Here is a 16,147-nt window from a genome sequence, read left to right on the forward strand (position 1 = left end):
ATTGCTTCTCGGATCACTAACATGAATCGCTCGCTATCTTTATAAGATAGGTCATGGCGGTTAGTTCCGTTGGCTCTTTTCTTATCGAAACGTATTCGATTACTTTTATTCAGTTTTCAAAGAACAATGGCTCGTTAGCCTATCAAAACACATTGAAAGCTCAATATGCTTTGGTGGAATAACAAACCTCCCTGTTCGGGAAGCGTGGAATGGTTTAGCACGCTTCCACGAAAGGAGAGAGGATATTACTTAATTTCAAATGACAAAATCTTTGTAATCAGTCTGGTTTCCATTCTTCCACGTAAGACTTCATCAACGACCATACTTTGATTGCCATATTCATCTTTCATAAGTCGTAGGGAACGCTTCGTTATGTACCCTCTGTAATGATGTAGAATCTGGTTAATCGCTTCGGTATCGCCATCTGTTGCCTTTACAATGAGAGGAAAGGGAATCATAGGATATTGTGTTTTCATTCTTCAAATTCCTCCATAAACTTTTTAATTAAGGCTAGTCCACTGGTTCTATGCCGATAGACAGTAGAACGGTTCAATTTCAACAGGTCTGCAATTTCTGAATCGCTCATGTCCATAAAGTAAAACAGCAGTAGAATTTCACGTTTCTTGTCTGGCAACTCACGTAATGCTTCACTCAACAAATCATTTTCAACGCCTACTGATAACCCATTGAGTGTAAAAATCTGAAAGTCAGTTGAATAGTTATCTGTTGTCGCAAACTGGCTAACAAGATAATCGCCAACATCCGAAAAGGACACCTCACGCTTTGCAATCCTTGAAAGATAAAGCATATAATTCTTTCGCTCGTCTTCCATAGCACGTTTACAGATATAGTCAAACTGATTTTCTATTGTGGTCTGAAAAGAAGATGGTTTCATGTTTCTCACCCCCTTTCTGTCTAGGAAAGGAAGTGAGCCTTGCTCGTTTATCTCCTTTCACTCTTAGTCCCAATGTGAAAGGGGGATTTGTTGCATTACTGATAAATAAACTTTGTAAAAAAGTTCTGAATAGCCAAAAAAGCATATAAACAGATTTATTTCTCTGTTTACATGCTTCTGTTATTCTATCTATATGATTTATAAAACCACATTGGTGGACGTACTTATCTATTGCAGATAGACGACTTTTTTTGACAAGAACCCAATGTAAGGAAATTTATTGTATATGATGTACTTCATGGCGACGTTGACCTCCAACAAACCGCCATTTGGAAGTAATATACAATATTTTAACAGCGTAAATAGCACTACCATATAACGGTTTTTTTTATTGGCGTTTAGTAGTGCTTTTTATTAAATATAAACCTATAAACCATATAACACGTTTTTCTATACCTGTTTTTAATTCAGTAGGAACAATAAAATGTATAGAGGTGGTCTACTATGCGTAAAAAAGAAGATAAATATGATTTTAGAGCCTTTGGTTTAGCCATTAAAGAAGCTCGATTGAAACGAGGTTTAACTCGTGAACAAGTGGGAGCATTGATTGAAATTGACCCACGGTACTTAACTAATATTGAAAATAAAGGGCAACACCCCAGCATACAAGTTCTTTATGACCTTGTATCGTTACTTCATGTTTCCGTTGATGAATTTTTCTTACCTGCTAATAACTTGGTAAAAAGCACCCGACGATTACAGATAGAGAAATACATGGATAGCTTTACAGACAAAGAACTATCCTTAATGGAATCTTTAGCCAGCGGTATCAACGAAGCAAGAAACATCGAAGACTAATTAAAAGAATCCATACATAACGGAAAGAGCCGATAAAATGAGATTGTATTAATCTCATTTTATCGGCTCTGCGTCTTTGCGTCTGGCTCTGTAATCACAGTTACTTTGAACTGCTTTATTTCAATTAAATTTTCTTGTCTGCATTTCGGACAATAGAGGGGGAATTTTTTTAATTCAGTATCTTCCCTTATCTTTAATCGTGTTTTATTTCCACATACAGGACACAATATCCACTTGTAGTTTATAATAACTATCTCCTCCTTTACACTTTAATTCAAATCTTTATTAAAAAATATTTCATCTTATTTAACAAGAAACCATATTTATATAACAACATAAAATACACTAAGTTATTTTATTGAACATATATCGTACTTTATCTATCCGACTATTTGGACGACGGGGCTGGCAAACAGGTTCACCGGTAGTAACATGGTACCCTTTTAACTCTGTTAAACAAACACTACGTCCATTTGTAAAGAAAGTTAAATCACTACGATATTCTTGAATACACCGAGCAGGGATTTCTCCACTAAGAATGACCTCATTATTTTTCAATTGAGTGTCTACGATGTTCGCACAATATTTAGGAGCATCGTTGTATGCTCGTGAAAGATATTCCTGTGGCGCATAAATTTTAAAACTAAGATATGGCTCTAACAATTCTGTTCCAGCTTTTTTTAAGACTTGTTCCAATACAATAGGAGCAAGCATCCGAAAATCTGCTGGGGTACTAACAGGGCTATAGTATAAGCCATACTTAAAACAGATTTTACAGTCCGTCACATTCCAACCATACAATCCTTGTTCACAGCCATAGCGTATCCCCTCCATAACTGCATTTTGAAACGATTGATTTAAGTATCCAAGAGAAACCGAGCTCTCATACTGCATTCCACTTCCCAACGGAAGCGGTGATACAGATAAACCAATGGAAGCCCAGAAAGGATTTGGCGGCACTTCGATGTGAATGGTATATTCTGCATTTTTTAACGGTCTCTCCATATAAATGACTGTAGGCTCTTTTAGTTCTATCTCCACATGATACTTTTCTTGCAACAGTGCACTAATCACTTCCATTTGTACTTTCCCTAAGAAAGAAAGTATAATTTCATGTGTCGTAGAATCCACGTAATATCGTAGAAGCGGATCACTATCTGAGATTTCCAAAAGGGCATCAAGCAACATTTCTCTCTGTTCAGGTTTACTCGGTTCAACAGTTGTTTGTAGTAGAGGGTGCGGATTTTCAATCTTTTTTCTCTGTGGCAATAGTTTTGTATCTCCAAGAACACTATTTAACTTCAAAAACTCATTTTGCAAAATAACAATTTCTCCAGAATAAGCTCTATCAATCTTACATAATTCACCATTTATTGAAGTATACATTTCTGTAACTTTTATTTTTTCTTTTTCTGATACTCTAACCGAATCTCGTAAATGTAGTACTCCACTATAAAGGCGTATATATGCAAGACGTTGTCTTTTTTTTGTATATTCAATTTTGAAAACATTTCCGCAAAGTTCAGACGGACCTCGATGTGTTGATGAATAAAATTTATTAGTAATAACTTCTATAAGGTTATCAATCCCTATATTACTTTTTGCACTTCCATGATAAAGAGGGAACAGAGAACAATTCTGAAATCTTATGCTTTCCTCTTGTTCGAGTTCCAATGCTTCTAATGATTTACCGGACATATATTTCTCTAAAAGGTCATCGTTTCCCTCTATTACCGTATCCCATTGTTCAGATTCGGTAAAGTTCGTCACACACATATTAGGATACAGTTCTACCTTCTGTTTGATTACAATTTCGGCAGAAAGTTTCTCTTTAATATCCTGATAAACCGTTGATAAATCAATTCCATTTTGGTCAATCTTATTGATAAAAAAGATTGTGGGAATCCCCATTTTCCTAAGTGCATGAAATAATATACGAGTTTGTGCTTGTACGCCATCTTTTGCAGAAATCAGTAGAATTGCCCCATCTAAAACTGATAATGAACGATATACTTCTGCTAAGAAATCCATATGTCCTGGCGTGTCTATGATGTTCACCTTCGTATTTTCCCACTGAAAAGAGGTTATTCCTGTCTGAATTGTAATTCCTCTCTGACGTTCTAAAAGCGTATTATCCGTCCTCGTTGTACCTTTGTCCACGCTTCCTAATTCTGTAATCGCTCCACTGTTATATAATAAGCTTTCTGTTAAGGTAGTTTTTCCTGCATCAACATGAGCTAAAACTCCAATATTAATAATTTTCATGTGATTTTCCTCCATTCAAAAACCCAAAAGGGCATAAAAATCCCAGTGATAAATACTTTTATCACTGGGATTTTTATGCATAACCATAGGCATACAAAGCATACAGATATTCTCCGGATACTTTAGAATCACATGATAAAGGTATTCTTAAACTGGGTACAAAAAACTAAGCCCTCCTAAAAAAGGACATCCAATTATTTGTTCCCACTATCAAATTGACAGTTTATTTAAGAATACCTTGCCGCATATTTATTAACTCCTTTTAAATAGATACTTAAATAATAGCACGTAAGAGCATATTTGTAAAGGAATCTCCAATTTTTTATCAAAGAGAGTACGTGATTACAAAATAGCTGTAATAATGTACCAATATTTGTTATTCTATAATCTTCCAATTACTCCCGTTCTTTTCAAGTACCAAATCAAATTGAGATACCTGCGTTGCTTTGGTCTGCTGGTCGATATACTCCACTGTCAGCGATACCGTGACTTGATTATCCTTACGATTGTGAATAGGATTTACCAGTTCTTGAAAGATGTACTCTTTTCCGATTGGTTTTAATATCCCGTCATTCACATAGTAGGAAAGTTCACTGGCTGTCGCTGTAGGATAGAGCTTGAAGAACGTCGTTAAAAACTCATTGATTTCATTGGTTGTAATGGAATCAACCGTCCCCTCACTTTCAATGGCTTTTGGTTTATAACTTGATTTCTTAGGTATGTTGGTAATGGTCGGATTCTTAACCAGTACCATATTTCCAGAACCATCTACATAGACACTCACTATATAAGCAGAGTGGACGGTCTTTGTATTTTCTCCCTCTGTAATGAGCTGGTCTACACTGTAGGTTACATTAAACTCATTGTCGCCAGTTGGCTCTACCGTCCATATCTGAAATCCTCTTACAGAAGACGATACAGGAATATCTTTGCGTACTGTATCAACATTGAGAGCTTGAAGTTCATCTGTCAGATAGCCTTTTAGACTTTCCATTCGATTATCAATGGACTTATCGGATTGCTCCCATGAATAGTAGACTTTCGCAAAGTTCTCTACAAAATTTTCTACATGATGAGTATCAACGTATTCCTTTTCTATGATAGTTGTTTCGTGAATAGTATGAGTATCTATAGCTGTAAAGTGCTTGAATATCGCAAAGCTGAAACTAAGCCCTAAAAGTACCCACAAGGCAATCACAACCTTTTTATGAGGATTGACCTTATAGACACGAGGTTTCTTTTCCTTTGGTATCTGTTTTTCTTTATTCTGATTTTTTCTAAATTTCATCATTAAATCTTCCTTTCTCATTGTTTGATTCGTCCTGCTCCCACTAAATGCTGTTGCCAGTAGGGGCTTGTTAAGTCGGCATAACCGATTGGGTCGCCTGCATGAAACATACGGTTATTGCCAAGGTATATCCCAACATGAGTAATATAAGAGCCAGCGTTATAGGTAGAATGAAAGAAAACCAAATCGCCAGCTTGTGCTTCCGATAGTGGGATATGCTGGGTCACATCATATTGCTGTTGTGCGGTTCGTGGTAAGTTAATTCCAGCTTTTCCATACGTCCATTGTGTCAGTCCGCTACAATCAAAAGAAGTAGTCGGGGAAGCTCCACCGTAAACGTATCGCCAGCCCTCATATTTCAGTGCTTCGTCCATGATGGCTTGTACCGTATCATCATCAAACTCTGTTGTGACAAGATACTGCGTTACCAGTTGCACATAAAACATATTGCCATAGTTGTATCGCCAGCCCCCATTGATAGGTATGGCTATGGGATTGGGGTAAGACACTTTTTCGCCACCTGAATACTCTTTTGAGAAACTTTGAGCCAGTTCAAAGGTATATTTATTTCCACGATTAGCCACATACCCTAAGAAACCACCACCATAATTGTAGGACTGGATAACCGATTCTAAATCTACACTGAGCCTTTCGCTACTGGCTAATAATTCACTGAAATACTTCACACCTTGCTTAATGGATTCTTCTGTACTCAATGAATTAGGTGGAAGACCGAGGGATTCCGAGGACTGCATAACATCTTCCGCAGTACCGCCCGATTCCACCTGTATAATCGCAAGAAGTATGTTGACATATTCTTCAACGCCATATTCTTTGGCATATTTTTCTACCATAGGCTTATGAGCCAGCACTTCTGCGGAAACATTCACACCTCCATAATGAATATTGGAAATTCCGCTGTCCTGTTCATCTGAAAATAAAATGGCAACAAACAGAAGCAGTGAGAAGACCATCAAGAATAATCCAGAACCACCAATCACTAAAGTTTTCAACTTCATGGTTTCTTACCGACTTTCTTAATGGTGGCGGTTTTGATTGGTGGTCTACTTCTTGTATTTTGTAGTGGTACTCTTTGAACAGTAGACGGACGTTCTTTTGTGATTGGACGTTGTGAAGTTCTATCTGCTGTAGTGGTTGAAGTTGCTGGCTTTTGAACGGTTTTTTCTTGAACGGTATTGCCTTGGCGTTCCACTTTTGGACTTGAAAAATCGGACTTAACTGCTGGACGCTCTTGTTTGGCTTGTTGAGATTCCTTATATGAAGTCTGAATATTAGACTGTTTTGAGGTCTGTTCATCATGATATTGTTCTTGTCTTGTAGTCGGTCTTTCATGAACAGAAGAAGCAGGCTGTTTTTTCTGTTTGACCTGTTCCATTTCAGAGCGACGCTTCGCAATGGTTTTTCGCCTTTGTTCCTGCTGTTCCTTGCGTCCACTGGCTCTGTCCGCTTTGGTTTGAGAAATACTACTGGTTAAATCACGGACATTCTCTTTTACTTTGGATTTTCCTTGATATACTGCATATCTTGCATTGGTCGGCAAATCTTTAACCTGTTCTTTCAAACCACTAGCAGTGTCTACCATTCTGTCTTTGGTATCAGCTACTGTACCGATGGTTTGACCGATACGTTTTCCAAGTGTTGATTTTTCCTTTCCGTCTGGTCGGGAGTGATCTGCTTGTGTCCTTGCAGAACTCCCCGAACCCGACTGTCCTTTTTTACCTGTAACAATGGCAGACCCAGCCCCTAGAGTAGTCATGGAACGTCCAAGTTTCCGCTGTAGACGGTGCATGTGAGCGTGCATAAGCATACGAGGTTTTCTCATCACACGACTTCCCACACTTTGAGAATCGTTACTCTGTAGAGAAAACATACTCATTAAATCGCCCAGCTTGAAGTAGATTCCTGCAAAGGTCACAATCTGTAGAAAAGCAATCAAAAAGAACGGATAACCAGCCGATAAGGTATAGAGCATGGTTGAAATACTAAATGCTGTCGTAATAATCAATGTGATTCCAGCTCGTGTCAAAATGGTATTAAAGAGCTTTGTTATGGCTCGTTTTGACATACCATCAAATGATGGAATCATGCTTAAAATAAAGCTCACAGGCAGAAACATAGCATAGATGATAAAAAGTACCTGCGAGAAAATCATGATTCCTGTTAATAGGAATACAAATATGGAAATCCCAATATTGAAGACAAATAGGAAGAAGACTGTACCTAAACGGTTAATGGTCTTTGTAATGGTTAGATTGGTATTGCTTCTGTCTTCAATTTCTTCCGCAACAATTTTTTCTCTGTCTTCGCCATTGTTGGAATCTGGGCTGGTGGAGAGCAGGCTTTCCACACGGTCAATACCGATACTTTCAATGTCTGAACTGTTGTATTGAAGCAGTAGCCACGGTTGCTGAACCTGTATGGAAAACAGGCTATCTCTGATTAAGTCCACGCTGTCCTTGCCTTGACTATCGGAATGGGGCATGACAATCTTCGTGCCAAGTGATAAACTGGCATTACTGATGTCTGATGAAAAGTCATTGATTTTTTTAATGTAGTCGGGAGCGTAGGCAATAAAGGAAGCCGATAGGATAAACACCAGCACAAAATTCATAATGGCATGAATTGCCTTTGTGGTTTCTCTCTTTATCAGTCCCGTATAGGCAACATAAACCCCAAGAACCAAAATCAAGAGTAAGAGGAATCCAACATAGAAACCCTCTGTTGAAAATCCGTTTGCACTCACACCAGCTAAGGTCTGCATATTCTTACCAATGGAATCTGCTGTAGCGGAAATGAAGTCTAAGGAATAGGCTTCCTGTACTAAGTAACCTGTCGCATTGGAAACATACAAACTGATTGTCCAAATAAAATTGGTAATGGCATATAGTCCATACATGACCTGTTTTCCAATCCCGTCCGACCAGTTCCACGGAAGCCAGCCCCAGCTATTATCCACATAAAAATCCAGTTGATAGTTTTCAAGTGGGTATCGGCTGTATTCATTTGCCACATTGACCGTATCATCTACCAAGCCCGCAGCTTGAACCACCGTTCCCAGCATGGCTAAAAGAAAAATGGCAATCACAAGTGTGAAAGCCACTGTCATTGCCACTTTACCTAGACGTTTCAGCGTCCAGTTTGATTTTATTCTGTTTACTATTGATGGTTTCACATTTACACCTCTTTTCGCACAGGTGGTCTGGTATCAAAGGCATGGAGCAGTTCTTCAAATACAGGGTGGAACTGTATCACACCGACACGACCATATAAATCACTGATAAGGCATTGCCCGTTTTCCAAATCACGCAATCGCTTCTGATTGTTTTCGTCCTCTGGGTCTACACCAAAAAAGGCTAAGGTCTTTTTAATCTCGTTAAGGTCAGTGGAACGAAATGCAAATTTTAAGCCGAGGTTATTTTTCAGTTTTTCATCTAAGAGGTCGTCTGTATTTTGGGTCACGAAATATACCCCAGCGTTCATAGCACGACCAGCCCGAACCAGCTTCATAGATAGTGTTTTTCCTTGTGCTACCTGTAAAAAGCTCCATGCTTCGTCTAAATCTACAATCTTGAAAATGCTTCGGTCTGTATGGATAAAGTCTAAAGCAAAGGTACTAATGACAATCAGCATAGCAACGGATAAAAGCTCCATAGTGGTATATTCCTCAAAGGAAGTTTCCTTGTCGGGAAGTACCAAGTCCGCAACCTGTATAATGTTCAGTTGTTTTTCTAAGCTGATAGACTGCTCCACATAACCATTACTGAATAATAAATGTGCAAAGTCATAGTCTGTAAAACTTTCGATATGGTCGGCTATACTGGTACTTAGTGGCGTATTCTCAACCCGTAATTCCTCAATCACTTTCATCAACCCTCGTACTTCACTATTGGTTACTGCACGAATGGCTTTTCTAAGGATTGGGAAGCGTTCCCCATCACGAGAGGAAATCCCCGTAAGGAATGTCAGAATATCAATAGCCAGTGATTCAGAATCTTTGGGATTTTTCATAATCACATAAGGGTCAAGTAAGCCTTTGTTTTTCTCATCAGAAGTCAGAGTGACGATATTGATTTCATGGGAAATCTCTGGCAAGGTTTCTTTCCATCTGCCACGTTCTGCTTTTGGGTCTACAATCACTGCTTGTGCCCCATAAAGCACCGCATAATAGACGATAAGGTTATTCGCAAAGGATTTACCACCACCCAGCGAACCAACAAAAGCCGACGCTAACGCATTGGTTACTGAACCCTTAACCCCTTGACTGGCAAGAGCAGGTTTCAGATAGACATTGCGTCCAGTATCTAAGCTGTAGCCAACATAAATCCCCTCATTTTCCCCCAGCATTTGAGTAGCACCAAAACCTAAACCAGCGAGGAAATCAGAGGTCACGTATTGAATATAATCATTCATATAACGCTTGCTGGCAGGTAAAAATTCTTCATGTAAGCCGAGCATATCCCCAAATGGTCGTACCAGTTTTACGCTTAAATCGTCATAAAAATCTTTCACTTCATTACAACGACGTTTGAGTTCGTCAAGATCATTTGCTGATACCCTTACCACATAAGACAGCTTGTACATAGATTCCTTGCTTTGGTCTAAATTGGTTTCCAGCTCATTCACACTTTCCAGAGCTTCCGCCACATTGGAGCTGGTTTCATTATCACTTTGCCAAGCGTGGTTATCCAAGTCTTTCAGTTCTTTCTTTTTATTGCGGACAGTAGATAGGGCTTTACGATTCGCTACAATTTCCACATTCATTGACGTATCAATCGGGAATGTAAATTGCTGTTGCTGGTAGTAGAAGATTTCAGAGGACGGGAAGTCCAGTTCTCCGACAATGCTGTTAATGGTAAAGTAAGCTACATAGACGGTTTCATCTTCCTGCTGGATTTTCAAATATCGCTGTTTTTCTTCCACCAAACAGCGAGTAGGCTTAATCAAGTCATAGTATTTAATCAGCGTTTCATTATCCAGCTTTTTCTTTGATAGATGGTACTCATACTCTTCATAGGCAGTGCCTGTCTGTCCGTAAAGGTGTTCAATCAGATAGCCGAAGTCGTCCTTATCTAACCTGCGGATTTTGAAACGACGAGAGATTTTATTTTCTAAGAGCTTTTCCATCTTCTGAAAACGCAGGATTTCATCATTACTCATACTAACAAAATCGCCCATCAGCTTATGGTTCACATCATAGACAAAATCAGACAAAGCATTTTTTGCTTCAACGGTAAGACTTTTCATAGAAAACTCCTGATCGTTGAGAAGCAACTTAAAGCCGATAAAGAAACGGTAGTTCACTTGATTTTCGCCAATCATGGATATTAAAGCGTCTGTCTGTTGGTCGATTTTGTCATAGGCAACCGCTTTGAGCTTGCCAGTGACTTCATTTTTGGAACGCTCTTGTGCAGAACGTATGCTGGATTCTGTACTGATTTGTAAAGCATGAATTTTGCCATCACGATTTTGTGCGATAAGCTGTCTGAAAGAATCATGCACTTGTATTTTCTGTTCTGGACTTAGAAATGAGTAATTGTAAGGAACAAGCTCATAGTAAGCATAACATTCCCCGTCTTTATTCCAGACGAGATTGTTTTCAATGTATTTAATTGGATATGCCATAAAATTCACTCCTAACTGCTGTAATGGCTTCTTGTGGCTGGTTTCTGCCAAGCGTTACTTTTTTTCCTGCATAGGTCAGCTTTGGTCGCAGTGCATAAGCAATGACAGACTTCAAAAATCCATAAGGCTTTTTACCATCAAAAGTTTTTGTAGACATAAACCATGTGAAAGCCACAGGAATCCCAAAGTATTTGAGAAATGCTCCCTCTATCATGGAAAGAGGGGGCAAGTTGCCAAGTATCATCACTGCAAAGAGTGACACGACAAACCATGTCATTTGCGTAAAGGTTATGGGAAACGGAAGTCTAAAATCATTGATAGAATACAGTACCTTTTCCACAGACCAGATACTGGTATAGCTTCGTATTTTCTTCATGTAATCAATCCTTTCATAAAAAATAGGGGTAGCTGATTGAGCCACCCCGTAAAATAGAAAATCTGCCAGTAGTAATGTACCGACAGATTTAATAGACGATTTCAAAAATCCCATGATTGGTTGAGATAAACGTTCCTGAAAGGTCTAAATCCCGACCATAGGCTTGATAATCAATATAGTTTTGAAGACTAGCTGGTACTTCGCCTAAAGCACCCGTTTCTTCAATGTAGTAGCGTGCCACGTCATACATATCATCACAATCGGAATGAATGATAATATCCTCTTGATGTTCGCTTAGTTCTTCAATGCTTGAAAAATGAGTGAGCAGAGCAGATAGCTCCGATTGTAATTCTTCGGGTAATTCCGATACCATTTCCCATAGTCGATTGAGTTCGCCAATGGAAGTGTATTCGTCAACCGTAAAGGGTAACTCGTAGTCATGAATGGCGTATTCCTCATATTCATCATTCAAGCCGATTTTCTCTTTGACTTCCTCAAAGTCAATGGGAAAGGTAAACCACGCACCGACCAATTCGCCCTCATTGTATTTGCCTAAATTCGCAATATAGACTTGCATATCGTCCATATATTCACGTCCTTTCTTTGTAGAGATTCAAAAATCCCTACCGCACTTCGTTTGGTGTACCATTCCTTTGCGGAACATAAGAAAACCACTTATATTCCACAAAAGAACGGTTTTATTTAAGCACCAATAATGCGATTGAATAGCTCTAGTAAAATGTCTTTTACTCCAGCAGCGTTGAAGACTAAGCCAACCGCAATAATCGCAATAATTAAAAAGCCAATCAGTTTGCTAAACTCACGCTTGAAGCCAAGATACAAGCCAATCACAACGATTGCTAAAAGCACCAGTGATTGAGCGTTTGATAGAAACCAGTTATAAAGGTTTTGTCCAAAATTCATAAAAATGTTCTCCTCTCTATATTCAATGAATTTGTATTTGAGTTATTTTTTTGTTGTTATCACGTCCTGTTCTTTTACTGACTGTTGCTTCAAAATCTGCTTGTGTCGGTCTGTCAGTTTCGCATGGTCGAGAATGTCTTTTACAACCTGCGTCTGGTTGATTTCATCAAGTTTAATCGCAACCTTTAAGGTCGGGGCAACTTGATGAGATAGCCAGTTCAGCGTCCTTTGGAAGGAGTAAGGCTCTGGTTTTGTGGTTAGTTTTAATCGTTCACGATTGTTCCCAATAAACCAAGCCCATTCTTCATTCAGTTTCCAATCAGAACGAGGTTTGGAATCGTCTTTATCTACAAAACGGATATACCGATTGATAATTTTAAAGGCGGTATGCTCTGGATTGTCATAGACGAGTAAATCACGGACTGCATAATAGGCACGCTCATTTTTCAATCGAATCTCAAAACGGTTTTTTACTTCTGCGTCTTCAATGGGAATATCATTTTTCTTGTACTGCTCGTAGTCCTTTTCATAGATACAGAAATAAACTTCACTTTGTAATGAACCGATATAGAGGGTGTTTCCCATACATTCCTTTTCCTCTTTGCGTACCAGTTCGCCACTGCGATAGCTTTTAAAACTGCGGAAGACGGAGATACATTCTTCCTGTTGGCACTTTTCAGTGAGTACAGGGATATTTAAAATCCCTGTCTTATCGTTAATGGCAAGGTCAAGGCGTTTCATCACACCGCCAGCCACCAAAACGTCCATAAAGAACTCATACCAGCTTCTTTGTTGTGCCAGAAGATAGCTTTCAAATTGTCTGCACCCACGACCTTTCAATTCCACCAGAACTCCTTTGTCCAGTTCATGGGAGCAAAGGACGAATATGTCGCCTAAAGCATAATGCTCTGAATAAGAATAGAAACCATAGTCCTCATGAAGAAAATAGGACAGTTTCAGTTGTAAGATGTTTTCGACCACCTGCTGTACGTCTGTTGTCGGAAAGCGAATTCTTACATAATCAAACAGCATTTCAAGGGGAGCGTCGGGATTGAAGCGTTCCAGAGCTTCCCAAAGGGACTGCTGTAAATCCTCTGATGGCTTGACTTTTCCTGTTTCAATATCGCTTAGATACTGCCTTGTAATACCAGTCGCAACAGCTAAACGGTTTTGAGATAGTCCATAAGCCAAGCGTTTTTCTTTTAAATGCTGTAACCAAGTTTGTTCATTCAGTAAAAATCCCTCCAATCAAAAAGGCGTATGTCAACTTTTAAAGCCCATTTGACATACGCTGAAATTTTGTAAATCCCTTGTAACCAAAGGATTTTCTAATGTTTTTTTGACTGTTTCCTGTCGATTTGTACCCCCCTGTTAGATACGGGGGGTTAAGTGCTGGCGTGGCTATTGCCACACCAGCCAGCAAGATCAGTCCACACCTGCGACTTCCGCTTCGCACGTCGCCTGCGTGGACTGTCTGCTGTTGGATAACTTTTTAATTTCCTCCAAGAAATCATATCCTTTTGGTACAAGGGGAGTATAAAACTCTGATATGACACTTGTTCCTACATCAACATAGCCACGACCTTTGATTCGCTTTAAGAAGAAATCCTTTTGTACGTCACTGCCAAACATCATGCCATAGCCCATTTCAGACATACGACCTAAAGCCACTCTGAAATTAAACTGATCACGGATTCCGTCGCCTAAATATTTTGCGTCTGGACGTTGACAAGCCAGTATTAGAAAGAAGCCAGCTTGACGACCTAACATGACAATCTGTTTCAGCTTATTCATAACTGCGGTGTTTTCTTTTGTTCCCAGCATTTCCATGAAAGCGACGTATTCATCAAAGATTAAGAAGTGTGCCGGGAGACCTAAGTAAGCATAATTTTTGCCAGTCTTATAGTTCTTCATCTGCTTCATTTCCTCACTACGTTTCATCATTTCTTCATAGAATGTTTCAATGCAAGAAAGCAAGTCTTCTTTTCTATAGTAGACATTTGCCATCACAGAACCTAAGTCCGCAAGATCAGCATTTTTCGGGTCAAGAATATACAGTTTTGAATCTGTATGAAGCAAGGCTTCAATCAGTGTCAGTATAAAGTAAGTTTTACCGCCACCTGTACCACCAGCAATCAACATATGAGGGAGCTTATCATATTCCCACCATACGTTTTTCATTAAGCGAAGTTTACCATCTTTAGCTTCTACTTCATCAATAGAAATACGACTGGCTATGGTGTCATAGAGCAAAGTATATTCCACATAGGAATCCTTTAACTCTTTATCCGTCAGCTCACAGTACAAGCCACTCTCTAATTTCTTTTCCAAGTGTAAGAGTTGGTCTTGATATTTTCCCAGCGTGATTTCCACCCGTATCTGTATCAAGCCATTTTTAAGTCGATAATACATTTTAGGGAAGTAGGTTATCTTTTCCTTTGTACGACCAGCACTATCTTTAAAGAAACCCTCTGTTTTGACCTGTTCAGATTCATACCACTTGTTTTCAAGTATCATCTTTGCCAGTTTTTGACGGTGGTAAAGTTGTTTAACCGTATCATAGCGAACCCGTTTGAATACAAACGCTACCAGCAAGCAGATAAGAATTGCGACACTGAAACTGATAATTAAATAGGGAATGTCAATCTTATCTGCTTGTGATAGGTTAAAATCCTGCCAGTTGATCTGCTGGATTGTCTTCACATGAAACAGTCCGACAACCAGCAGGAAAACAGGCAGGAGTGACGCTATCGTAAAATGAAAGACTAAATCTTTACCAGATGGGCGAATCCTTTTACCACGCTGTTTCATGCGAAAAAGTCTCCTTTCTACCTAGCGACTATTTGTCTTGTGTCGGTTCTTTCTTTGCTTGTGGTTGAGCTTTGAATGAACTAGAATCCTTTGTCAGCACAATATCGTCTGCCTTGATATACCAGTCAACATCTGCTCCTTGATAGGTGGCAGTAGCAACGGTGTCCGCAATGGGATTGATAAGTTCCACCCGTGCGTTATAATCAAACTCTTTCAAAGGCACGCTGGCAGGAATACTTACTTGAATCATGCGTCCTTGTCCTTTGGATTTTAAGTCATAGGTACGTTCCTTGATTTCATCTGAAACCGACCCGTCTTCATTTTGGATTCTCACTTCACGACGTAGAGCAGAGAATTTCAATTCTCCAAAAGTCGTGTCTTTATCTAATACAATGCCATTTGCTAATCTCATCATTTTTCCTCTCTTTCTTTATTCTTTTATCATGTCGTCAGCATGTAAAAGGTAATTTGTAAAACCACGAGTGCCGATTTTGTAGCCCTCTGCGGTAATACGTGGATTGACTAACTTCACACGTTCCTCAAAGCCGAAATGTTTTTCGCCAGCTTCAGCAGGAAGCACCACCACAATATCATCTGCTCTTTGAACATCAGAATAGAGATTATAGCTTCTTGATAAGACAGTTAGCCGTCCGTTGATTCTTCGCTGAACGACTTTATCCTCGCCAGCAAATTCTAAATTGCCGAATGTTTTTTCCATGTTGGGAATCACAAATTTAAGTTCCATATTTTTACCTATCCTTTCTTTTTTATTGGCTGAATGAATGTTTGATGGTCTTAAAGAGTGGGGAACGACCTTTTGATTCTTGATTTTTTGTTTTCATAAGTTCACTTCCTTTCAAAATCGGGTAAAAAAATAGACACCTCATTTTTTGAAGTGTCTACCTATTAAATATTCAAATTTTATTGGAAGTATCTTTATATCTTCACTTTTCAAGGATAAATCGTCGTATCAAAGCTCATTCATAAGTAGTAAATTAGTAGTAAATTGAGTGGTTTTGACCTTGATAAAGTGTGATAAGTCCAGTTTTTATGCGGATAACTAGATTTTTATGCTATTTTTTTTAGA

At 38.9% G+C, this 16,147-nt stretch carries 17 protein-coding genes; 1 reads left to right on the plus strand and 16 read right to left on the minus strand.

Features of this window, described 5'->3' with window-relative positions; all coding sequences use genetic code 11:
• Window positions 1-245: 245 nt before the first annotated feature.
• Entirely contained in the window at window positions 246-476 is a 231-nt protein-coding gene (locus BO48_RS14475) for a helix-turn-helix domain-containing protein (RefSeq protein ID WP_000857133.1), read from the minus strand.
• Window positions 473-895, minus strand: a complete 423-nt coding sequence (locus BO48_RS14480) for a sigma-70 family RNA polymerase sigma factor (RefSeq protein ID WP_000804885.1) — start codon at window positions 893-895, stop codon at window positions 473-475. Before BO48_RS14480 ends, BO48_RS14475 begins: the two co-directional genes overlap by 4 nt.
• Before the next feature lie 504 nt (window positions 896-1,399).
• Between BO48_RS14480 and BO48_RS14485 the strand changes: the two genes are divergently transcribed.
• Window positions 1,400-1,753, plus strand: coding sequence for a helix-turn-helix transcriptional regulator (locus BO48_RS14485; protein WP_001227347.1), 354 nt, complete (start codon window positions 1,400-1,402; stop codon window positions 1,751-1,753).
• Window positions 1,754-1,812: 59 nt separating this feature from the next.
• Here the strand turns inward: BO48_RS14485 and BO48_RS14490 are convergent, their stop codons facing one another.
• The 14 genes from BO48_RS14490 to BO48_RS14555 form a co-directional block, all read right to left on the minus strand.
• The gene (locus BO48_RS14490; RefSeq protein ID WP_000336323.1) at window positions 1,813-1,980 is read right to left on the minus strand and encodes a cysteine-rich KTR domain-containing protein; all 168 of its coding nucleotides are present in this window, start codon (window positions 1,978-1,980) and stop codon (window positions 1,813-1,815) included.
• Window positions 1,981-2,098: 118 nt separating this feature from the next.
• Window positions 2,099-4,018: a tetracycline resistance ribosomal protection protein Tet(M) gene (tet(M), locus tag BO48_RS14495; RefSeq protein WP_000691736.1), complete on the minus strand. Its 1,920-nt coding sequence runs from the start codon at window positions 4,016-4,018 to the stop codon at window positions 2,099-2,101.
• 15 nt (window positions 4,019-4,033) lie between these two features.
• Window positions 4,034-4,120, minus strand: a complete 87-nt coding sequence (locus BO48_RS14500; protein ID WP_012386611.1) for a tetracycline resistance determinant leader peptide — start codon at window positions 4,118-4,120, stop codon at window positions 4,034-4,036.
• A gap of 274 nt (window positions 4,121-4,394) precedes the next feature.
• Window positions 4,395-5,327 (minus strand): conjugal transfer protein, encoded by a 933-nt coding sequence (locus tag BO48_RS14505; protein ID WP_001224318.1) that lies wholly within the window; start codon window positions 5,325-5,327, stop codon window positions 4,395-4,397.
• Window positions 5,324-6,325, minus strand: coding sequence for a bifunctional lytic transglycosylase/C40 family peptidase (locus tag BO48_RS14510; protein WP_000769868.1), 1,002 nt, complete (start codon window positions 6,323-6,325; stop codon window positions 5,324-5,326). Before BO48_RS14510 ends, BO48_RS14505 begins: the two co-directional genes overlap by 4 nt.
• Complete coding sequence (locus BO48_RS14515; RefSeq protein ID WP_000804748.1) at window positions 6,322-8,499, minus strand: CD3337/EF1877 family mobilome membrane protein; 2,178 nt, start codon at window positions 8,497-8,499, stop codon at window positions 6,322-6,324. The genes BO48_RS14510 and BO48_RS14515 overlap by 4 nt, the downstream gene beginning before the upstream one ends.
• A 2-nt stretch (window positions 8,500-8,501) precedes the next feature.
• Entirely contained in the window at window positions 8,502-10,949 is a 2,448-nt protein-coding gene (tcpF, locus tag BO48_RS14520) for a conjugal transfer ATPase TcpF (RefSeq protein ID WP_000331160.1), read from the minus strand.
• The gene (locus BO48_RS14525) at window positions 10,933-11,439 is read right to left on the minus strand and encodes a conjugal transfer protein (RefSeq protein ID WP_000506270.1); all 507 of its coding nucleotides are present in this window, start codon (window positions 11,437-11,439) and stop codon (window positions 10,933-10,935) included. Before BO48_RS14525 ends, tcpF begins: the two co-directional genes overlap by 17 nt.
• A complete protein-coding gene (locus BO48_RS14530; RefSeq protein WP_000342539.1) occupies window positions 11,414-11,911 on the minus strand; it encodes an antirestriction protein ArdA in 498 nt (165 codons plus the stop codon). Before BO48_RS14530 ends, BO48_RS14525 begins: the two co-directional genes overlap by 26 nt.
• Before the next feature lie 116 nt (window positions 11,912-12,027).
• Window positions 12,028-12,249, minus strand: a complete 222-nt coding sequence (locus BO48_RS14535; protein ID WP_001009056.1) for a hypothetical protein — start codon at window positions 12,247-12,249, stop codon at window positions 12,028-12,030.
• A gap of 42 nt (window positions 12,250-12,291) precedes the next feature.
• Window positions 12,292-13,497, minus strand: a complete 1,206-nt coding sequence (mobT, locus tag BO48_RS14540) for a MobT family relaxase (protein WP_000398284.1) — start codon at window positions 13,495-13,497, stop codon at window positions 12,292-12,294.
• A 177-nt stretch (window positions 13,498-13,674) separates the two neighbouring features.
• Window positions 13,675-15,060 carry an FtsK/SpoIIIE domain-containing protein gene (locus BO48_RS14545; RefSeq protein WP_000813488.1) on the minus strand — a complete coding sequence of 462 codons (1,386 nt, stop codon included), beginning with the start codon at window positions 15,058-15,060 and terminating at the stop codon, window positions 13,675-13,677.
• A gap of 28 nt (window positions 15,061-15,088) precedes the next feature.
• Entirely contained in the window at window positions 15,089-15,472 is a 384-nt protein-coding gene (locus BO48_RS14550; RefSeq protein ID WP_001234286.1) for a YdcP family protein, read from the minus strand.
• A gap of 18 nt (window positions 15,473-15,490) precedes the next feature.
• The gene (locus BO48_RS14555; RefSeq protein ID WP_000420682.1) at window positions 15,491-15,805 is read right to left on the minus strand and encodes a YdcP family protein; all 315 of its coding nucleotides are present in this window, start codon (window positions 15,803-15,805) and stop codon (window positions 15,491-15,493) included.
• Between the last annotated feature and the right edge of the window lie 342 nt (window positions 15,806-16,147).

The sequence above is a fragment of the Lacicoccus kunmingensis DSM 17847 genome, from assembly GCF_059568765.1.